Origin of the sequence: Anaerostipes rhamnosivorans (assembly GCF_005280655.1) — a bacterium.
GTDB lineage: Bacteria > Bacillota > Clostridia > Lachnospirales > Lachnospiraceae > Anaerostipes > Anaerostipes rhamnosivorans.
Genome location: NZ_CP040058.1, coordinates 2162438 through 2182187, shown reverse-complemented (window position 1 = coordinate 2182187; position 19750 = coordinate 2162438). Strand labels below are relative to the sequence as shown.

Annotated in this window: 23 protein-coding genes; 21 read left to right on the top strand and 2 right to left on the bottom strand. The window is 45.4% G+C overall.

The genetic code is table 11. The annotated features are described in order from the left end of the window. The first annotated feature begins 5 nt into the window (after positions 1-5). From AR1Y2_RS10815 to AR1Y2_RS18400, 20 genes are all read left to right on the top strand, one after another. Entirely contained in the window at positions 6-1370 is a 1365-nt protein-coding gene (locus AR1Y2_RS10815) for a phenylacetate--CoA ligase family protein (RefSeq protein ID WP_137328956.1), read from the top strand. Beyond that, entirely contained in the window at positions 1367-2128 is a 762-nt protein-coding gene (locus AR1Y2_RS10810; protein ID WP_137328955.1) for an ABC transporter ATP-binding protein, read from the top strand. Before AR1Y2_RS10815 ends, AR1Y2_RS10810 begins: the two co-directional genes overlap by 4 nt. An 11-nt stretch (positions 2129-2139) precedes the next feature. Further along, positions 2140-4491, top strand: coding sequence for an FtsX-like permease family protein (locus AR1Y2_RS10805; protein WP_137328954.1), 2352 nt, complete (start codon positions 2140-2142; stop codon positions 4489-4491). A gap of 42 nt (positions 4492-4533) precedes the next feature. Next, positions 4534-5100, top strand: a complete 567-nt coding sequence (locus AR1Y2_RS10800; RefSeq protein ID WP_137328953.1) for a cyclophilin-like fold protein — start codon at positions 4534-4536, stop codon at positions 5098-5100. Positions 5101-5164: 64 nt separating this feature from the next. Next, a complete protein-coding gene (locus AR1Y2_RS10795) occupies positions 5165-6337 on the top strand; it encodes an iron-containing alcohol dehydrogenase (RefSeq protein WP_137328952.1) in 1173 nt (390 codons plus the stop codon). A 141-nt stretch (positions 6338-6478) separates the two neighbouring features. Next, a complete protein-coding gene (locus AR1Y2_RS10790; protein WP_137328951.1) occupies positions 6479-7618 on the top strand; it encodes an aldo/keto reductase in 1140 nt (379 codons plus the stop codon). 24 nt (positions 7619-7642) lie between these two features. Then, complete coding sequence (locus tag AR1Y2_RS10785) at positions 7643-8299, top strand: LysR family transcriptional regulator (RefSeq protein ID WP_330554846.1); 657 nt, start codon at positions 7643-7645, stop codon at positions 8297-8299. After that, the gene (locus tag AR1Y2_RS18440) at positions 8271-8513 is read left to right on the top strand and encodes a hypothetical protein (RefSeq protein WP_330554845.1); all 243 of its coding nucleotides are present in this window, start codon (positions 8271-8273) and stop codon (positions 8511-8513) included. Before AR1Y2_RS10785 ends, AR1Y2_RS18440 begins: the two co-directional genes overlap by 29 nt. A gap of 215 nt (positions 8514-8728) precedes the next feature. Beyond that, a complete protein-coding gene (locus AR1Y2_RS10780) occupies positions 8729-8992 on the top strand; it encodes a MerR family transcriptional regulator (protein WP_334295173.1) in 264 nt (87 codons plus the stop codon). Positions 8993-9023: 31 nt separating this feature from the next. Further along, entirely contained in the window at positions 9024-9773 is a 750-nt protein-coding gene (locus AR1Y2_RS10775) for a carboxymuconolactone decarboxylase family protein (protein WP_137328950.1), read from the top strand. A gap of 165 nt (positions 9774-9938) precedes the next feature. Continuing rightward, a complete protein-coding gene (locus AR1Y2_RS10770; RefSeq protein ID WP_137328949.1) occupies positions 9939-10445 on the top strand; it encodes a hypothetical protein in 507 nt (168 codons plus the stop codon). 182 nt (positions 10446-10627) lie between these two features. After that, entirely contained in the window at positions 10628-10897 is a 270-nt protein-coding gene (locus AR1Y2_RS10765) for a DUF1294 domain-containing protein (protein ID WP_137328948.1), read from the top strand. Positions 10898-10938: 41 nt separating this feature from the next. Beyond that, positions 10939-11553, top strand: coding sequence for a DUF4357 domain-containing protein (locus tag AR1Y2_RS10760; RefSeq protein ID WP_207670565.1), 615 nt, complete (start codon positions 10939-10941; stop codon positions 11551-11553). 16 nt (positions 11554-11569) lie between these two features. Then, positions 11570-12055: a GNAT family N-acetyltransferase gene (locus AR1Y2_RS10755; RefSeq protein ID WP_243118732.1), complete on the top strand. Its 486-nt coding sequence runs from the start codon at positions 11570-11572 to the stop codon at positions 12053-12055. Positions 12056-12069: 14 nt separating this feature from the next. Next, the gene (locus AR1Y2_RS10750; protein ID WP_137328947.1) at positions 12070-12759 is read left to right on the top strand and encodes a response regulator transcription factor; all 690 of its coding nucleotides are present in this window, start codon (positions 12070-12072) and stop codon (positions 12757-12759) included. Then, positions 12756-13997, top strand: coding sequence for a sensor histidine kinase (locus AR1Y2_RS10745; protein WP_243118731.1), 1242 nt, complete (start codon positions 12756-12758; stop codon positions 13995-13997). Before AR1Y2_RS10750 ends, AR1Y2_RS10745 begins: the two co-directional genes overlap by 4 nt. Positions 13998-14075: 78 nt before the next feature. Next, a complete protein-coding gene (locus AR1Y2_RS10740) occupies positions 14076-14750 on the top strand; it encodes an ABC transporter ATP-binding protein (protein WP_137328946.1) in 675 nt (224 codons plus the stop codon). Beyond that, complete coding sequence (locus tag AR1Y2_RS10735) at positions 14751-17189, top strand: ABC transporter permease (protein WP_137328945.1); 2439 nt, start codon at positions 14751-14753, stop codon at positions 17187-17189. 387 nt (positions 17190-17576) lie between these two features. Further along, positions 17577-18143 (top strand): peptide-methionine (S)-S-oxide reductase MsrA, encoded by a 567-nt coding sequence (gene msrA / locus AR1Y2_RS10730; protein WP_330554864.1) that lies wholly within the window; start codon positions 17577-17579, stop codon positions 18141-18143. Between the two features lie 49 nt (positions 18144-18192). Continuing rightward, positions 18193-18447: a peptide-methionine (R)-S-oxide reductase gene (locus tag AR1Y2_RS18400; RefSeq protein ID WP_330554863.1), complete on the top strand. Its 255-nt coding sequence runs from the start codon at positions 18193-18195 to the stop codon at positions 18445-18447. A 149-nt stretch (positions 18448-18596) separates the two neighbouring features. Here AR1Y2_RS18400 and AR1Y2_RS10725 read toward each other — a convergent pair whose 3' ends face one another. Together AR1Y2_RS10725 and AR1Y2_RS10720 are read right to left on the bottom strand one after the other, a co-directional pair. Beyond that, positions 18597-18860, bottom strand: coding sequence for a hypothetical protein (locus AR1Y2_RS10725; protein WP_137328944.1), 264 nt, complete (start codon positions 18858-18860; stop codon positions 18597-18599). A 10-nt stretch (positions 18861-18870) separates the two neighbouring features. Then, positions 18871-19365: a hypothetical protein gene (locus AR1Y2_RS10720; protein WP_137328943.1), complete on the bottom strand. Its 495-nt coding sequence runs from the start codon at positions 19363-19365 to the stop codon at positions 18871-18873. A 59-nt stretch (positions 19366-19424) separates the two neighbouring features. Here AR1Y2_RS10720 and AR1Y2_RS17805 point away from each other — a divergent pair, with 59 nt between their 5' ends. Further along, entirely contained in the window at positions 19425-19601 is a 177-nt protein-coding gene (locus AR1Y2_RS17805; RefSeq protein ID WP_175403632.1) for a hypothetical protein, read from the top strand. Positions 19602-19750 lie beyond the last annotated feature (149 nt).

Sequence of the window (19750 nt, the reverse complement as noted above, 5' to 3'; positions counted from 1 at the left end):
TTGCAATGAAATACATCCGTTTATTGTGGAACTTATACATGCTGAAGAGAAATACGAAAAAATCAAAAAAGGAACTTGGTAAATTGCAGGAAAAGAAGTTAAGGACCATGCTTGGTTATGCATTAGAACATTCCGAGTATTACCGCAGGACATTTAAAGCGGCAGGCATAACAAAAGAAAATTTCGGAAGAATGCCGCTGTCTGCTTTTCCTGCTATGGATAAAGCGGCTTTTATGGAAAATTTTGATGAACTGGTCACGAATCCTGAACTGTCAGCAGAGGAACTTCAAAGATTCGATCAGGAAGCCCCGGCCGGAAAGAACAAATATAAGGATCGATTTCACGTAGTGCATTCTTCGGGAAGTACAGGGAAACCAGGATATTTCGTATACGATGAGAAGGCCTGGAGCCAGATGCTGCTTGGGATCATCAGGGCGGCTCTGTGGGATATGACCATGCCCCAGATTATAAAACTGCTGCTTCGGGGGCCAAGAATCGTCTATATTGCCGCTACAGACGGACGCTACGGTGGTGCCATGGCGGCAGGAGACGGAATCAGCGGAGTGGGCGCAGATCAGCTGTTTCTTGATATTAAGGAACCGATGAGTGAATGGAGTGAGAAAATCAACCAGTTTCAGCCAAATATAGTGATCGGATATCCATCTGCGGTAAAAATCCTTGGCGAGTTGAAGGAAAAAGGCGAGATCCAAATGGATCTATGCCGGGTGATCTGCTGCGGGGAGCCGCTGGGAACCGGACTGCGCCATTATCTGGAGACTGTTTTTGATACTGAAGTGGTCAATGTTTACGGGGCCAGTGAATCACTGGCGCTGGGAGTTGAGCTGCGCAGCCAGGAGGGAATGTTTCTGTTTGACGATCTGAATTATATCGAAGTGGAAGATGGATGCATCTATCTCACATCTCTCTATAACTTTGTACAACCGCTGATCCGCTACCGGATTTCCGATCAGCTGCAGCTGAAATCAGATTCAGGACAGGAGAGATATCCATTTTCCAGGGCAGAAAGCCTTCTGGGGAGAAACGAGGATCTGATGTGGTTTGAGGACCAGCAGGGAGGCAGAGAATTTCTCCATCCACTGGCCGTGGAGGGCTTTTGTATTGAGGGACTTCTGGACTATCAGTTCCGGAAATTCGGAGAGAATTCCTTTGAGATATTGGCAGAAGTACCCGAAGAAGGCAGACAGGACTGGATCCGGCAGGAAATCATGAGGCTTATGAAGGAAATCCTCAGAGAGAAGCATCTGGATCAGGTGAAGTTCTATGTCCGTTTTGTGGAGGAAATCCTGCCGGACCCGCAGACTGGTAAGAAACGGCTTATGGAGACCCTGGAGAAAAGGAGGGCAGGATGAAAAACGCGATGTTGTCAGGCAGAAATGTATGCAGAGTTTTTAGGGAAGGAGACACAAAAGTCCAAGTGCTGAACGGAGTGGACATTGACATCTATGAAGGCGATTTTACAGTTATCATGGGCCCCTCCGGTGCAGGGAAATCAACGCTTTTGTATGCTTTAAGCGGCATGGACGGCATAACCGACGGGCAGGTGTTTTACAGGCAGCAGGAAATCAGTGGCAGCAGTGAAAAGCAGATGGCGGCATTGAGAAGCCGGGAATTTGGTTTTGTGTTTCAACAGACCCATTTGGTAAGCAGCCTGACCTTATATGAAAATGTGCTTGTGAAAGGCTTACTGAACCAGCCCAAAGATCCGGATGATGTCCGGTCTAAAGCAGAACAGCTGCTTGGAAAGATGCAGGTTGGAGATGCCAGGGACAGACTGCCTTCCCAGGTTTCCGGAGGAGAGGCTCAGAGGGCGGCTATAGCCAGGGCGGTGATCCATGATCCGGGGATGATCTTTGCCGATGAGCCCACAGGAGCGCTCAACCGTGAGAATACAGAGAAGGTATTAAAACTTTTGTGGGAACTGAATGAAAACGGACAGAGCATCCTGATGGTAACCCATGATGTTTTCGCTGCTATGAGGGGAACCAGGCTGTTATATCTGGAGGACGGGATGGTCCTGGATGAACTTCTTCTGCCTCCCTACAGGGAGGAAGAGGCCAGAAACCGGGAAATAAAGGTCAGCGGATGGCTCTCCGCCCTGCAGTGGTAGGAGGGATGCAGATGGAAAATCGAATTCTTATAAAAGCCGGCATGCACCGGCACCGCGGAAGTCTGGCCGGGATTTTTATTCTGGTCTTTATGATATCCGCAGCGCTTTCTACCGCAGCGGCAGTGTGGACCAACGCGGGACATTATGTACGAACGGAAATGGACCGGACCGGCTTCGGAGATTTAACGGCATGGGTTTCAAAGGTACCGGAGATCAAAGAACTGAAAAGCAGCATAGAGAGTCTTAATGAGGTAGAACAGGTAAGGACTCAGGAACTGATTTTTTCAAAATATGAAGCAGCGAAAGAACAGTCTGACAGCGACGGACAGCTGATTCGCTGGAATCGGTCAGAGAACCGGTATCGATTTTTTGACGGAGATTTGTCCGGCTACAGAGATCCTCCAGATCGGATCAAACCAGGTCAGGTTTATGTGTCCCCGTCCATGGTATCTGTGATGGAAGTACAGATTGGTGATAAGATTACCTTTCCGATCGCCAGAAACGGCAAAAAAATAAGTCTGACTGTCAGCGGTTATTATGAGGATCCTTATATGGGAAGCTCGATGATTGGCATGAAAGGTTTTCTGGTCTCACAGGAAGATTATAGCATGATCCATGGCTTGATAAGGGATGCAGGTATGAATGCACTGGCTCGTGACGGAGCCATGCTGCATATTCAGAAAAAACAGGGCAGTAAGTTGTCAGTTTCAGGCTTAAACCAGATTCTGAACAAGGAGACAGAACTTCCGAAATACACAGAGTTTATCTACAGCAAAGACGCTGTGGCAGGCTTTATGCTCATCCTTCACAATGCCTTCTGCGGACTGTTTGCTGCTTTTGCAGCTGTGCTTTTGTGTGCAGCAGCATTGATTATGGGACACAGCATTTCAGCGGTGATCGAGCAGGAATACGTGAATATGGGAATTTTAAAAACTATGGGTGTGACTGGAAAAAGGCTTCGATGGATACAGCTGATCCAGTACCTTACTGTGATCGTTCCCGGGATGGGGGCGGGGCTTCTTGCTGCCATACCTTTGAGCAAAAGGGTGGGCGGCATGACGGTCACTGCCTCAGGAGTTCTGATTCCAGCCACATTGCCGGTGAGGTTCTGCATTTTTTGTTTTCTGGTAATTTTGCTGCTTTTAGCAGGATCAGCCGCTTTTAAATTGAGAAAGATCAGCCGTGTCACACCGATGAAGGCCATACGGGGAGAGACTGAGGATTCGGGGAAACAGCCGGGAATCCGTTTCTCCATAGGCGCAGAGGGACTAAAAGTACGTCTTGCCTTGAGACAGCTTTATACAGGAAGGCGAAGATACCTGGGTATTGTTTCGGTGGCAGTGCTGCTGGCATTTTCTGTTTCTCTGGTGGGACGTATGGACACATGGCTTGGACCGGACGGGAAAGGAATGATGGATGCTTTTAACCCCGCAGAACATGATATCGGTGTACAGGCATTGGGGAGACAGGAGCCGGAAAAAGTCAGGGAAACGATACTCTCTTTTACGGGCATCAAAGACAGTTATCAGCTGGCTATGCCCGATGTTTCAGTGAACGGCAGAAACTACACGGCAAATGTGATCACGGAACCAGAACGATTTCACATCCTGCAGGGAAAGACCTGCACAGGCGGGCAAGAGATCGTGTTGACGGAAGCTGCCGCCTCAGATTTAGGTGTTTCCATTGGGGACACCCTTACTGTCCGGGGAGATAAGGACAGTAAAAACTATCGGGTCTCCGGCATTTATCAGTGTGCCAATGGGATGGGAAATAACATTGGTATGAGCAGGGAAGGGTATCTGAGCATCGGAACTGATCACAGACAGCTGTGGTGCCATCATTATTTTCTGGAAGATCCGTCCCTGAAACCACAGATCACGAAAGCACTGTCAGCTGCCTATGGCGGCGATGTGCATGTCCATGAAAATTCATGGCCGGGACTTTGGGGTATTATTTCAGCCATGAAAGTTCTGCTGGTTTTCATGTACGGCATGACCGCATTGTTTGTTTCGATTGTGACGGCTATGACCAGCGGCAAAATTTTGGCAGCAGAGAAACAGGATATGGGAATTTTTAAATCCATGGGGGTTTCGTCAAGAGACTTAAGGCTTAACTTTGCCCTGCGGTTTGGGGTGACTTCGGCTATCGGATCAGCGGCCGGAGTCCTGCTCGCAGCCTTAGTGACTGACCCGGTTGTATCGGCAGTTATGAGATTTGCAGGGATCAGTAATTTTTCGTCTGTGTGGTCTGTTGGAAACAGCCTGTTTCCGGCAGCCGCAGTGACACTGCTATTTACAGGCTTTGCTTATCTTAGTGCAGGTAAGATTAAAAAGACAGATATGACGGTATTGATCACAGAATAAAACAATTTATGTGCCACAAGAAAAGGCAGAAAGGAAAGAGATATGAGAAAGAAAATAAAAAAAATCACAGGTGTGTTGACATTGGCAATGATGGCCGGGCTTGCTTTAAACGGGTGCAGACGCTCAGACAGTGCCGTAAGAGATACAAAAATAGAAAGCAGCAGCAAAGATTTGGATACAGAGAAGTCCGAGAACAGTGTTCCTTCCAAACTGGAAGTGCGTTTCGGGGACGATGGCGAGCCATTTGAAATGCATTTATATAACAATGAGACAGCTGCGTCTATCGCAGGGTATGTGGGGACTTCGGACTGGCGGCTGCCGATCTATGAGGATGACGATTCGGCCGACTATGATGTCATGCAGTATTATGACATCCCGGACAGCTATGAGATCCCGTCAGCACCAGAAACTGTCACTGCCGAAAAAGCAGGGGAGGTGTACTATTCTGATCCCAACCGGATTGTTCTATTCTATAAGGATGCCACGATCAAAGGTGAGTATACCAAGATTGGCTATTTTGATCCTACACAGAAGTTTGTGACAGCGGTAAAAAATAATCCGGTGCTGGAAGGATGGGGAAATAAGATTGTTAATATTGCACAGCCATGATTGAGATGAGTTTATTACGATATTTTACAGGAAAAATACAAGATTCAGAAGGAGGAGTTAAGAAATGTTAGGAAATTTTATATATTCAAACCCGACGAAATTATACTTTGGAGAGGATTCATTAAATTATCTCAATGAGGAACTTCCCAAATACGGGAAAAATGTACAGCTTGTATATGGCGGAGGTTCCATTAAGAAAAATGGGATTTATGACAAAGTAGTCGAAATATTAAAGGCTAACAATAAAGAGATCATTGAGGATGGCGGAATTATGCCCAATCCAACAGTAGAGAAGCTTTATGAAGGTGTGAAGCTTGCCAGAGAGGGAAATGCAGATCTGATCTTGGCGGTTGGCGGCGGCTCCTGCTGTGATTATGCTAAAGCAGTCTCTGTCTCTGTCCACTGTAAAGAAGATCCGTGGGAAAAATATTATATGAAATTTGAAGATGTAGATGCAGGTACAGAGATCATCCCTGTGGGCTGCGTACTTACCATGGTTGGCACGGGCTCGGAGATGAACGGCGGTGCTGTCATCACAAACCATGACAGCAAGCTGAAAATCGGCCATATTTTCGGAGACAGGGTATTCCCTAAATTCTCAATTTTAAATCCGGCTTTTACATTTTCTTTGCCTAAGTACCAGATGGTGGCTGGCTTTTATGACATCTTAAATCATATTACAGAACAATATTTTTCAGGAGAGGATGATAGTACATCAGATTACATTATGGAAGGTTTGATGAGATCTTTGATCCATAGTTCCAGAATTGCAGTCAAAGATCCCGAAAATTATGAAGCCAGAAGCAACATTATGTGGACTGCAACGTGGGCATTAAATACATTAGTGGCGATGGGCAAATCTACAGACTGGATGGTACATATGCTTGGCCAGGCTGTGGGAGCTTATACAGACGCAACGCATGGAATGACACTTGCGGCAGTGTCTCTGCCATATTACCGGCATATCATGCCATATGGACTTGCCAAATTCAGACGTTTTGCAGAAAATGTGTGGGACATCAGCACACAAGGAAAAACAGAAGAAGAAATAGCTGGGGAAGGATTAGATGCCATGGAGGCATGGATGAAAGAACTTGGCCTGATCATGAACTTAAAAAAACTTGGTGTAACGGAAGACATGATGGATGGTTTAGTAAAAGCGACCTTGATCATGGAAGGTGGATATAAAGTTCTGTCACAGGAGGATGTGCTTAAAATATTGAAGAAAAGCATGTAAGTAAAGAATAAAACTGTTATAGTAAACAAATTTATGAGAATGATCAAATTTCCCTTGACTTGGAGTTAACTACAAGGAGTATTCTTAATAGTAGGAAGCAAGCACAACGAGGATTTAGAGATGAAGTCAAGGAGGATTTGTATGATTTATAAAGATTTTAAAGGAACTAAACTTTCTGCACTGGGGCTGGGAGCAATGAGACTGCCGCTGATAAAAGGTGGAGGGGATACCCAGATCGATGTGGAGCAGACGGCACAGATGGTGGATTATGCCCTGAAACACGGGATTAATTACTTTGATACCGCTTACGGTTATCATGACGGACAGTCAGAAACTGTGATAGGTAAGGTACTGAGTGCCTATCCGAGAGAAAGCTATTATCTGGCAACCAAGTTTCCAGGGTATGACTTGTCAAATATGGACAAAGTGGACAGCATTTTTGAAGAGCAGCTGAATAAATGCGGGGTGGAGCATTTTGATTTTTATCTGTTTCCCAACGTTTATGAAAAAAATATCGATCCCTATGTGGACGAAAAGTACGGCATCATGGAATATCTCTTAGAACAGAAAAAGGCCGGAAGGATCAAACATTTAGGATTTTCCTGCCATGGCCGCTATGACACGTTAAAGCGCTTTTTGGATGTTTACGGAGAGCATCTGGAATTCTGCCAGATCCAGCTGAATTATCTTGACTGGAAGCTTCAGGATGCCAAGGCGAAGGTAGAACTGCTCAATGAATATGAGATGCCGGTCTGGGTCATGGAGCCGCTTAGGGGAGGAAAACTGTCCGCGCTTTCAAAAGAAAACAGCAAGAAACTTAAGAACCTCCGTCCAGATGAGGGGATTCCAGCCTGGGCATTCCGTTTTCTCCAGACCGTTCCCGGAGTGACCATGGTCTTATCCGGCATGTCAAATATGGATCAGCTGGAGGAAAATGTGGCTACATATGCCGAAGAAAAACCTCTGGATGATCAAGAAATGACGGCACTGATGGAAGTGGCAGATAGTATGCTGGATATCCTTCCATGCACTGGCTGCCGGTACTGTACCTCCCATTGCCCGAAGAAGCTGGATATTCCTACATTGCTTTCCCTATATAATGAAAGCCGCTTTAACACAACAATCATCACACAGATGGCTGTGGAAGCTCTGCCGGAGGAGAAACGCCCGGACGCCTGTATCGGGTGCAGAGGATGTGAGGCGGTCTGTCCGCAGCAGCTGAAGATTTCTGAGGCCATGGCTGACTTTACAGAGAAATTGAAGCAGCCTGCAGGCTTATAAGAGAAAAATAAGGGAGGAAACACTATGGAACTTCGTGTGTTGACTTATTTTTTGATGGTGGCAAGAGAAGAAAATATCACAAAAGCTGCCAATCTTCTGCATGTGACCCAGCCCACCCTTTCCAGACAGCTGATGCAGCTGGAAGAGGAACTGGGGGTGAAGTTATTTGAACGCAGCAGCCACAAGATCATGCTGACAGAAGAGGGCATGCTGTTAAAGCGCAGAGCCCAGGAGCTGGTCTCCCTTGCAGAAAAAACAAAACAGGAGCTGTCTGACAAGGGGCAGCTGTCCGGAGACATCGCCATCGGCTGCGGAGAGATCCACAGCATGGGTTGTTTTTCGGAGTTCCTTGTTTCTTTCCGGGATAAATATCCTCTTATCCATTATGAAATATACAGTGGAAATGCGGACAATATCAAAGACCGCATAGAGAGAGGTCTTCTCGATCTGGGGCTTTTGCTGGAGCCGGTGGATATCGGGAAATACGGGTTCATTCGTATGTCCCAGAAGGAGCAATGGGGAGTGCTGGTACGTAAGGACTCCCCGCTGGCTCATAAAAAGGAGATCCACCCGGAGGATCTTGTCGGCATCCCGCTGCTGTCTACGAAACGGGAGCTTGTACAGAATGAACTATCTAACTGGTTTGGTGAGTATGCCGATCAGATTGAGGTCGCCGCATAATCTAATCTACAATGCCGCTATCATGGCAGAAAAAAATGCCGGGGCTTTGCTCTGTATTAAATTGGAAAGTAAGTTTGACTCTCTTTGTTTTGTACCCTTTTCCCCGCAGCTGGAGCTAGGCTCTGTTCTGGCATGGAAAAAGCACCAGATCTTTTCAAAGACTACCTCTGCGTTTCTCGATCATGCCAAAGAGTATTTTAACAGAAATGCTTAAAACACATTCCTCATCATTAAGTATAGGTATTAGACATAAAATTCGGCTCAGATTAAAATAAAAAGTGTTCCAGAAAGGAGCACTTTTATTTTAATTCTATAAGGAGTGAGGTGATCGATTGACCATTAAGGAAGCAAGTGAAAATTATGGAATCCCGGTAGAAATATTGAGGGAATTATGAGGGCTGGGGCCTATGCGGTGCGGTGAAAAATGTCATGGGAGTGTGGCAGTATGATGACCAGGACTTGGAACGCCTGAGTCTGATCATGACACTGCATGATATTGGATTTGATATGGATGAAGTAGAAACTTATATGAAGCTTTTACTGTCGGGTGAGACAACGGATAATAAAAGAATGCAGATGCTGGAGGAAAAAAGAAGGAGGGCCCTGGACGAGATTCACTTCCGGGAAAAGCAGCTGGAACGATTGGATTATCTCAGATTTAAGATTCAAGAAGAAAAAGAGAATCAGTCATAAGGCAAAATCAAATTTTGTGGAGGTAAGGAATATGAAGAAGCAAAAAGTAACAGCAGGCAGAGAAGCATTGGGGAAATTTGCGCCACAGTTTGCAGAATTAAATGATGATATATTATTTGGGGAAGTATGGTCCAGAGAAGAGAAGCTGTCACCAAGGGACCGGAGCCTGATTACAGTGACGGCGCTTATGACCAGTGGAATTTTTGACAATTCGCTGAAATTTCACATGGAAAAAGCAAAGGAAAACGGCCTTTCAAAAGAAGAGATTGCTGAAACATTAACGCAGCTGGCCTTCTACAGCGGCTGGCCAAAAGCCTGGGCGGCATTTAACATTGCAAAAGAAGTCTGGAAGGAGGAAGAGAGTACCAATGTGATGAAATCCCAGCTGGGATCAGGGGCGGTTTTCCCTGTTGGAGAAAAAAATGATGCCTTTGCTCAGTATTTTGCAGGACAGAGTTATCTTAAAATGCTTACTACAAAAGGAGTTGGGATCGGTAACGTGACTTTTGAGCCTGGGTGCAGGAATAACTGGCATATCCACCACAAAGGAGGACAGATCCTTCTGGTGACCGGAGGGTGTGGTTATTACCAGGAATGGGGAAAAGAAGCGCAAAAGCTTCAGCCGGGAGACGTGGTGTCCATTCCGGCGGAGGTCAAACACTGGCATGGCGCGGCGAAAAACAGCTGGTTTTCCCATCTGGCTGTGGAAGTACCGGCAGACGAGGCTTCAAATGAGTGGCTGGAGCCGATGGCGGATGAAGACTATGAGAAATTACGATAGCGGCACAGAAGGACTGTTCGTCAGTGTGAAGCATACTGCAGATGCATGAAAGGATTCTGAGGTTAAAGAAAATGTCATAGAAATATAAAGAGATAATATTTCCGAGGTACAGGGAGAGATCAAAGGGTGGATTTCTGATATCGGATACTGACAAGGAGGAAGCTATTGAGACAAAAGAAAAAACTGATACTTACAGGAGCAGCTGTCATATCGGTATCGATGTTGTGTGTTATCTTTACACTCGCTTACTGCTGGAGAGAACATTGCCAGGCAAGAGACAGATCCTATGATATTAAGAAACAAGATAGCGAAAGTGAACTGGTACTGGATGACAGCAAGAAAACTTTGATTAAAATTTATACACCTGAAGAACAATATACTGCACTGGGATCTGTAGAGATAACCAGGAATGGAGTGCATGGATCAGAGACTGTTCTTGAGCTGAGGGGAAGCATCTATTCAGCAGGGACAACAAAATATAAAGGAGAAAACCAAAAAGAAACAGCCAGGAAAGATCAATTGACGATCTTGAGAGTTTACACTGCGGAAGATGAGATTTACAGTTTTTGCAGCCAGAAAAAAATATCCTCAAACATCATAAATGACCGGAATCAAATAGAGTTCCATGGTTATCTTGAAGGGTATTCTAACGGTGAACAGGAAGGTTACTAAAAATTATATAAGAGGTTTCATAAAAATTCCCAGCGAACAGTATGTAATATCGCTGGGAATTTTAATAGTATGATAAAGATATCACGGATCTCTACGGATGAATAGATAAAAATACTGGACGTCATATGCTATAATAAAAAAGAATCTTAGTTTTAGAAATGATCAAGGGAAAGGAGACAGCTATGCAGACAATTATGATCTATCTGCTTTTTATCAATGTAATAGCGTTTTTCTTGTATGGAAGTGATAAACAAAAGGCAAAAAAGAATCAGTGGAGAATACCGGAAAAGACATTGATCCTGCTGGCAGTGGCAGGCGGGTCCCTGGGAGCCTTTACGGGAATGCAGGTGTTCCGGCATAAGACGAGGAAACCGGTGTTCCGGTATGGGATCCCTTTCATTATCCTGTGTCAGGCAGGAATGTTTCTTTTCTTTTTATATAAGATGTTTTAATGTTGGGTGATAAAAATGTGTGAAAATGAAGAGATGATAAAATGCCATATGGAAAATCGATTAAAATCCCAAGAACAGAAGTTCCTGGATGTGACAGAGAGGATGTAAAGGGCGCGGGTGTCCATTTTCTTTTCTGTCAGGGCGATGACGGGGATGATTCCGTATATAGGAGAAGCGGAAAATGTTGTGGAACGGTTAAATCAACATTTGAGGGATTATCATGCAGGAAAAATACAGTTATGAAAGAATCACAGACCGCTGTGATGGAGGAATTCATAGAGAATGTAAAAGTTTTGATCAGTATTTTAGGCTATAAAGCGTTAGTGCCGGCTCCGCAGGCAACAGACGATACGATTTATCTGTACTGTAAGGGATCCGGCGGTTCTGCGAAAGGATTTGTCAGCTCAGAAGGATTTACCGTGCTAAAGGATTCTGTTATTTCCGATCATATTGTCCCATCACTGGAAACCAGAGGGAAGACTTATTTTAACCTGAGAAATAAGCTGGAGACGGATGGAACAATTGTTGACAGGACCTTTATAAAGAATTACGAATTCAGCGCGCCGTCGGCCGCTTCGGCAGTTGTCTTAGGGCACACTTCCAATGGAAATATAGACTGGAAAACAAAAGATGGGACAAAGCTGAAAGATCTATAGAAAAGGGGGACCCTCTATGGAGAAAGAAAAAATAATATCATACCGAAGGATGGACATACATGACATACCAACGATCGTCCAGATGAGAGTGGAGCAGCTCCAGGACGAGGGGGCACAGGCGGACTTTGATCTCACCCCCTATTTGACTGGATTTTATCATAAGAACCTGGGAAACGGCCGGTACATTTCATGGCTTGGGGTGTGCGGTAGGGAAATCGTGGACACCAGTGGAATGTCGTTTACGGAGAAACCTCCGTATTATGCGAATCCATCGGGGAAGATTGGTATTCTCTCCAGCATGTATACAAAGAAAGAGTTCAGGAGAAAAGGGATCGCTAGAGTTTTATTAAATATGGTCATGGATGAGGCAAAAAATTATGGATGCGGAGCTGTCCATGTGACCGCATCTGACATGGGAGTTTTGCTGTATTCAGATTATGGGTTTCAGAGGCATAAAAATTTTCTGCAGTATGTTTTTAAAGACGAAATGAATGGGATATGAAAGCGGAGGTCAGGATGAACGGAAGGATTTTATTGCTGGAAGATGACGAAAGTCTCAGACGAGGGATTTGTTTTAAATTAGAAAAGGAGGGGTATGAGACAGAAGCATGCGCAGGGATACAGGAAGGCATAAAACTCTGGAATGAAAATGAATTTGAACTGATCATCTGTGATATTACACTGGAGGACGGCAGCGGGCTGGACTTCTGCAGGGAGATACGCAGGACCAGCAACGTGCGGTTTATGTTCTTGACAGCCATGGACCAGGAAATTGACATTGTCATGGGATATGAAGCGGGAGCTGACGACTACGTGGTAAAACCGTTCAGTCTGGCGGTGCTCATATCAAAAGTTCATGCGGTATTTGCTCGTATGGAGGTCCGGGAAGAAAAGATTGAATCAGGGAGAGTCTGTGTCCATAAAAATGGGATGAAGGTGCTGATCTCAGGGGAAGAGAAAAATTTGACCAAAAATGAGTGGAAATTGCTTCTCTTATTTATTACTCATCCAAGGCAGGTGTTTTCCAAAGGACAGATCCTGGAACAGATTTTTGATATGGACGGGGAGTTTGTCGATGAAAACACGGTGGCAGTCAATATCAGAAGGCTTAGGGAGAAGATTGAGCAGGAGCCGTCAAAGCCTGAATACATTAAAAATATCAGGGGCATCGGGTATCTCTGGGATAAGGAGTGTACAGGATCTTGAGACAGATAACAGAAAAGAACAGGTGGATTTTCTTCAGCATCTTTACAGCGGCGATCTTCCTTTTTCTCTTCGGCCTTGGATGTGTCAGGGAAAACAGAAGGCTGATGGAAAAGGAGAGCCAGATCTTAAAGGCTGCCGGGGTTTTGGAGACGGAGAAGACACAGGACGCACTGTATCATATGCTCCGGGAAAAAGGGGAGGATACAGTGAAAGCGAGGGGAAGGGAGATCCTTGGGAAGTACGGATATAAAAAGGCAGTGCAGCAGAGCCTGCGCACCGAGATGAGACAATACATGCACTGGTCGGCTGCACTGCTTCTTGGAGTCTATGGTGCGGTGGCAGGGGCAGCGTTTCTCTGGATGAAAAAGACGAAAGCGCAGAGGGAGCAGGAATTTGAAGAACTCCGGGCCATGGCAGAACAGTTTTACTTAGGGAACTATCAGGTTTCCTATGAGGAAGCGGAGGGAACAAAGAGCCAGCTTCTGAGCCGGCTGGATTCTTTGGGAAGGAAACTTATGGTCAATGAGAACAAACTTTGGGAGGAAAAGGAAGGGACAAAGTCTCTGGTCACGGATATCTCCCATCAGTTGAAGACACCGGTGGCAAGTCTTGGTATATGCCTGGAACTGCTGGAAGGAGAGGAATTGACGAAAGAGGAACAGAAGGAATTCATTAAGCAGGCAGTGGGACAGACAAAGAGGCTGGACAGCCTTACAAAAGCCTTGATCAACATTTCCAGAATGGAGACAGGAATGATCTCGATCCAAAAGGAAATGAAACCGATCATGGATACCATCGCTCAGGCAGTCAGCACCATATATGTGAAAGCTCAGGAAAAACAGATCCAGATTGAGGTTATCAAGGAAAGCAGTTCCATAGAGAACCTGGAGATTTTCCACGACCCGAAGTGGACAAGGGAGGCCATTGCCAATATATTGGAAAACGCTGTAAAGTACAGTAATGAAGGCACGGACATTCAAATACGGATGATGGAACGGACCAGCTTTCTGCGTATTGAGATTGAGGATCAAGGGATCGGGATTGACCGGGAAAATTATTCCAAGATCTTTCAGAGATTTTACAGAGGAAACGAGGACAGGGTAAAAGAAGCGGAGGGATCCGGAGTGGGACTGTATCTCACGAGAAAAATACTGGAGGCCCAGGGCGGAACGGTTTCGGTTTCTGCCGGCAAACAGGGCAGTATCTTTATCTTACATTTAAGTCTTACAGATTTGTAAGGCTTTTTCTTTTTGATTGAAAGCCAAATGAAAGAGTAAAGGGTTATCATTGTCAGTATAACAAGGAGGTATAAGATCATGAGTGAAAATATTATGTTAGAGACAAAAGATTTATGTAAATATTACGGAGAGGGAGAAAACGAGGTAAGGGCGATTGACCACACCTCTCTTGAGATCAGGCAGGGAGAGTTTGCTGCCGTTGTGGGAAAAAGCGGTTCAGGAAAAAGTACGCTGCTTCATATGCTGGGAGGGCTGGACCATCCCACAAGCGGGAAAGTGCTGATCGGGGGTAAGGATATCAGCTGTATGAAAGAGGAGGAACTGGCAATTTTCCGCCGCAGAAAGATCGGTTTTATTTTTCAGTCTTTTAATCTGATTTCTTCTCTGAATGTGTGGGAGAATGTTGTCCTTCCCATTGGTTTGGATGGAAGGAAACTGAATGAAGAGTTCGTGGAAGAAATCCTAAAGACACTGGAAATGACAGAGAAGAAGCAGAGCCTTCCGAATACCCTGTCGGGAGGGCAGCAGCAAAGGGTAGCCATTGCAAGGGCTATCGCTTCTAAACCAGACATCATTCTGGCAGATGAGCCCACAGGGAATCTGGATTCCAAGACCGGGGATGAGGTGATCTCCCTGCTCAAGATGACGGCAAAAAAATATGGACAGACCCTGGTAATGATCACCCACGATGAGGAGATCGCACAGATGGCAGACCGGATCATCCTGATCGAAGACGGCAAGGTGGTGAGGTAGATGAAGACAGTCACAAAGTTATCCGAAAAAAACCTGAGGCAGAACAGAGGGCGCAGTATCCTGATCGCAATTTCGATTATTCTGACAACTGCGCTGCTTACGATCATCGGACTGAGCTGCAATGGTTTATTAAAGGCCAACAAGGCAAATAGTTCTGCGCTCTACGGAGATTTCCACGGGGCATTTATGAACGTCGGCGAAGAAAAAATGAAGGAGATCATAGTCCGGGGAGAAATTGAAAAAGCAGGAGTTATGGCCAATGCCGCCACGGCAGATCTGGGAAAAGCCAGTGGGATCCTGGCCTACTATGACCAAAAAGCAAGAGCTATGTCGAACCTTAAGATGACCGGACATAGCAGGATTCCTGTGGAAGAAAACGAAATCATGGCCCAAAAGGCATTTTTTAAAAACCTGGGTCTTAAAAAACCGGAGATAGGAGACAGTGTCACGGTTCCATACAGGATCGGCGCAAAAGGCAAAGTTATAAAAAAGGCTTTTAAGATCTCTGGTTTCCTGCCGGATAATGAGATAAATGATTTAAAGCAGACTTACGGTGCGGTGGTGTCTAAAAAGTTTTATGAGAACACGGTCCCTGTAAAAAAGCGGTCATATTCAGTATGTTTTAAAATGAAGAACGATCAGAAGATGACAGAAAATGAAATGGAAGAAAGTATCCAGGATTTAGGGAAAGCCCTATCCATCCCCGAACGTAATATTTCGTTAAATAAAATCTTTATCATGTGGGATACAGATCCGGGGACGCAGACGGTTGCTGTCGGGGCATTTGTGGCTGCCATTGTGATCCTGTTCAGCATCGTTGTGATCTATAATATTTTTTATGTGGGTATGGTGCAGAAGGTACAGGAATATGGAAAGCTGCGTGCCATCGGTATGACCAGGAAACAGATGAAGCAGATGATCTTCAGGGAAGGAATGATCTTGTCAGGCATCAGCATACCTCTGGGCCTGTTCATAGGATTTATCGTAACAAAGCTGTTCTTTGTGAAAATTGCAGGGATCGGAGGCACCAACAAGACTGTGGGGGAAGTGATCTCAAATACACCGCTGTTTAGCCTGCCGGTATTGATCGGGGCAGGGGTTCTGGCATTGCTCACAGTGTATCTGTCTATGAAACGGCCTATGCAGGTGGCAGCCAAGGTCTCTCCAGTAGAAGCCGTACGGTACCAGGAGGGCACAGGGAAAAAGAGACAGAACCGGAAAGGCTGCCGGCAGATCAATCTTATCAGGATCACCCAGGCAAATCTGGCGAGAAATAAAAAACGGACAGTGACCACCATCCTCACCATGGGACTCAGCTGTGTTATGTTCATTGTCATTGCGAACCTGGGAGGAAATATGAATCCGGCATACGAGGCCGGAAAGGATGTGAAAAAAGGAGACTTTTATATTACTCTGGATACAGGATTAGATGACAAAACGTACCCGGAGAAGAATCTGAACCGTGTGCAGCAACAAAATCTGATGGACAAAAATATGACGGATCAGATCCGCCAGATCGACGGTGTCACCAAAGTAGAGACCGGAAAATGGGCGGTGGTAAATGTGAAGAAAAAGGGTGGTGAAGGAACCTCTGTCATCCAGATTCTCTCAAAGAAGGATTTTGACGCTTTTGTAAAGAAAGAATTGGAGCGGGGAAGTGCGGACTATGATACGATGAAGAATAACAACGGGGTTGTATATCTTTGGGATCACTTTTTTGAAGACTACGGGTATCATATCGGCGGCAAGCTTCATATGGAGATACTGGATGGAACGAAAAAAATTCCATTTTCCGCAACTGTTGTCGGATCTGCCAATGGCCATATGGATGCCTCATGGGCAATGACGGAGGAGACATTTGAAAAGCTTGGTACGAAAACGGATCTGACCAGCGAGATTTATGTGACATGCAGGCCGGAGAAAAAGGCTTCAGTGGAAAAGAAGCTGAAAGAGCTTATGGATACCAGTGAATTTTATCATATTAAATCTTATGACGATGCTTATCAGGAGGTGCAGCTTAGCATCGGCCTGCTCAGGGATTCTCTGTACGCCCTGCTGTTTGTCATCGGGCTCATCGGGTTTATGAATATGGCAAACACTCTGATTACAAGCATTGTCACAAGGAAAAAGGAACTGGGGATTTTCCAGGCCATCGGTATGACGGCAAAACAGGTGAGAAGAATGCTTCAGATGGAAGGGCTCATTTTTACTGGAGGTACTCTGGTCATTGCACTCACCCTTGGAAATGTGATTGGATATTATCTGTTTCTTAAGTGCAAGGAGACAGGAATGATCGGACTGAATGACTATCATCTGCCGCTGTCTGAGATTCTGGTTATGGCAGGGATCCTGCTGCTTCTGCAGATGGTCCTCTCCGCGGTCATGAGCAGAAAATTCCAGAAAGAATCCGTGGTAGAAAGAATTCGGTATGATGAATAGCCGCGGATTAGTTATGCTATACTCATAGGGCACACCGCATTTTATATCCTTCAGATGGGCATGCTACGTATCATTAAGAAAGTTCTTTACCACTATTTCCGTCGCGCTTTTGAAATGCGCTCCTCCAATAGTGGTAAAGAACTTTCGAAAAGTGGCACCTTTTGACTTACATCATTTTACTTTTTGGTTTATTTTTTTAATGTTGCACATTCATTAAGTCTCATTGGCAACTCATTAAAACTAGGTGTAATATCTGTTGACAGATAAATTCAAAAAAACAAAAGGTGCCATCCTAAGATCGTTTTTCTTCATTGTTGGAAGGAGGCCTTTCCAGAGCCGACTGGAAACAATGGAGAAAAACTCATTATAAAAAGAAAAGGAGTCAGCATGGATAAAACATTGGAACAGGAAAATAAAACACATACCATTTATCTGGCAGGCGGCTGTTTCTGGGGTCTGGAAGCTTTTTTAAAAGAGCTTCCAGGCCTTTTGGATACCCAGGTGGGATACGCCAACGGGACGGTAAAAGATCCAACTTATGAACAGGTATGTAACGCAAACACCGGTCACGCTGAGGCTGTAAAAGCAGTATACGATGAGTCACGAATTTCCACTGAACGGCTGCTGGACGGCTTTTTTAAGGTGGTGGATCCGACCAGCGTAAACCGGCAGGGCAATGACAGGGGCAGCCAGTACCGCTCCGGGATTTATTATGTTGATGAAAACGATAGGGATCTGGCTATGAAGGCCGTAGAAAAACAGCAAAAACAATATAAGGCACTGGTCGTGACGGAGGTCCTGCCGCTTACATGCTTTTATCCGGCGGAGGAATATCATCAGGACTATCTGGATAAGAATCCAGGCGGTTACTGCCATATTAATTTAAGCGCTGCCGGGGAGTTTAAGAACGATGATCCTGTCTTTGACGAAAAAGAGCTGAGGTCAAGGGTTTGAGTCAGGCTGCGGATGGCCAAGCTTTTCAAAGCCTCTTGAGCCTGATGCAGTGACGGAACACGACGACAGGTCCTTCCTTATGCGCCGAACAGAGGTTAAAAGCCGTGTGGGGAGCAGCCATCTGGGGCATGTGTTCGATGACGGGCCCAGGGAGCTCGGAGGCCTCCGGTACTGCATCAACAGTGCATCCCTGAGGTTCATTCCCTATGAAAAGATGGAAGAAGAGGGCTATGGTTATCTAAAGCATGACATTTTCCACATGATTTCCGTTCGGCTCTTAGAATGCCTCACTCCAATCATGTAGAAAATGCATACTTTATCGTGCAAAGCACGCCTACCCGAAGGGTATAAGACACGGGATGCCCTACTGGGTATAAGTTTTCTGATTGATATGAAATAAAAAATCCTTCCGGGAATTGCTGCCACATTTAGGCCCGGAAGGATTTTTAACATTTATAGGATCAGGTTTCTTACCATTTCCAGCCGTTGACGTTCCTGGACGGTCATGGTTTCTGACAGGGCATCGATGATGATGCCGGTCTCTTCGTTGGTAAATGCAATTCCCTGTTCTGCAAGACGGCTGGAAGCTGCCATCAGATCCGGGAGAATATCTTCCATATTTTTGCCTCGGCTCTGATTGACCAGAAGTTCCATGATCTCTATTTTCTTCGGATCGATGTTCTGGACAGCGGGATTCATTTTCCATTGTTCATTCATGCGGGGTACCTCACTTTTTCAGAATTTGATTGATTTGGTTCAGCAGATCGCTGTTAGGTGCATTGGATGTCTCCTGCTTACCCGGCTGGGACTGGGACATGAAAAGCGGCATTAGCTTTGCCATCATGTCGGAGTCAGCTGATGAATTTCCTGACGGAGTATTGGCGTTGGGGTTTGCTTTCAGAAAATCCTGATAGGACTGGTACATCTTCGCCATTTTCATCATCTGGAGCAGCTGGTCAATTTGAGCGGCGGTTTCCTTCGGAGCTCTCATCCTCATGGCAGTCAGCATCATTTCCATAGAGGCGTCGTTCTGGTCCAGCCCGCAGGCAGAGAGAGTATCCTCGTCGTCAAAATCTTCCATGATATTCTGAAGTTCATGAAACTTGATGTAAAGTGCAGCGGATTTCTTTAGATTGGGAGGTAGATATGGAAGAGCATCTTCCAGCATATTGGACGAATCATCGCGGAAAAAATGCTCCCAGTGGGTTTGTTTTTGATCCATTTTGTCACAACCTTAGGTTTCGTTCTCATATCCTATATTATTAGGAGGTGAAGAAAAATATGAGTGAAATCTTTGTGGAAGAAGAAAATACTGTCTACGAACTGGATGAGGAATGTCTCAGAAAGAAGGGGAAACTAAACGTTTCCGGTCAGGGACATGATATGATGAGTAAACAAAGCATGGACGGCGGAAATATGTTAATCGTGCTTCTGGCACTGTTCTGCTGTATCAGGTAAATATAGATTTCTGCCCGGGAGTAGTCTTCCGGGCTTTTTTTTATTTCATAGGGAAGTTCTCCTTTCCTCCCTATGGAACAAAAAAGCCCTGCGGGCATTTGGCGCTCAAAGTTGTCAAACCGCTTATGATTTAGGGATTTGAATTGAAC

Coding starts and splice junctions, on each gene's coding strand:
- AR1Y2_RS17805 (WP_175403632.1), top strand. CDS start 19,425: ATGAGTGAAATCTTTGTGGAAGAAGAAAATACTGTCTACGAACTGGAT.
- AR1Y2_RS10720 (WP_137328943.1), bottom strand. CDS start 19,365: ATGGATCAAAAACAAACCCACTGGGAGCATTTTTTCCGCGATGATTCG.
- AR1Y2_RS10810 (WP_137328955.1), top strand. CDS start 1,367: ATGAAAAACGCGATGTTGTCAGGCAGAAATGTATGCAGAGTTTTTAGG.
- AR1Y2_RS10815 (WP_137328956.1), top strand. CDS start 6: ATGAAATACATCCGTTTATTGTGGAACTTATACATGCTGAAGAGAAAT.
- msrA (WP_330554864.1), top strand. CDS start 17,577: ATGGATAAAACATTGGAACAGGAAAATAAAACACATACCATTTATCTG.
- AR1Y2_RS10765 (WP_137328948.1), top strand. CDS start 10,628: ATGCAGACAATTATGATCTATCTGCTTTTTATCAATGTAATAGCGTTT.
- AR1Y2_RS10740 (WP_137328946.1), top strand. CDS start 14,076: ATGAGTGAAAATATTATGTTAGAGACAAAAGATTTATGTAAATATTAC.
- AR1Y2_RS10755 (WP_243118732.1), top strand. CDS start 11,570: ATGGAGAAAGAAAAAATAATATCATACCGAAGGATGGACATACATGAC.
- AR1Y2_RS10780 (WP_334295173.1), top strand. CDS start 8,729: ATGGGAGTGTGGCAGTATGATGACCAGGACTTGGAACGCCTGAGTCTG.
- AR1Y2_RS10805 (WP_137328954.1), top strand. CDS start 2,140: ATGGAAAATCGAATTCTTATAAAAGCCGGCATGCACCGGCACCGCGGA.
- AR1Y2_RS10785 (WP_330554846.1), top strand. CDS start 7,643: ATGGAACTTCGTGTGTTGACTTATTTTTTGATGGTGGCAAGAGAAGAA.
- AR1Y2_RS10735 (WP_137328945.1), top strand. CDS start 14,751: ATGAAGACAGTCACAAAGTTATCCGAAAAAAACCTGAGGCAGAACAGA.
- AR1Y2_RS10725 (WP_137328944.1), bottom strand. CDS start 18,860: ATGAATGAACAATGGAAAATGAATCCCGCTGTCCAGAACATCGATCCG.
- AR1Y2_RS10760 (WP_207670565.1), top strand. CDS start 10,939: ATGCCATATGGAAAATCGATTAAAATCCCAAGAACAGAAGTTCCTGGA.
- AR1Y2_RS10790 (WP_137328951.1), top strand. CDS start 6,479: ATGATTTATAAAGATTTTAAAGGAACTAAACTTTCTGCACTGGGGCTG.
- AR1Y2_RS10800 (WP_137328953.1), top strand. CDS start 4,534: ATGAGAAAGAAAATAAAAAAAATCACAGGTGTGTTGACATTGGCAATG.
- AR1Y2_RS10750 (WP_137328947.1), top strand. CDS start 12,070: ATGAACGGAAGGATTTTATTGCTGGAAGATGACGAAAGTCTCAGACGA.
- AR1Y2_RS10795 (WP_137328952.1), top strand. CDS start 5,165: ATGTTAGGAAATTTTATATATTCAAACCCGACGAAATTATACTTTGGA.
- AR1Y2_RS10775 (WP_137328950.1), top strand. CDS start 9,024: ATGAAGAAGCAAAAAGTAACAGCAGGCAGAGAAGCATTGGGGAAATTT.
- AR1Y2_RS18440 (WP_330554845.1), top strand. CDS start 8,271: ATGCCGATCAGATTGAGGTCGCCGCATAATCTAATCTACAATGCCGCT.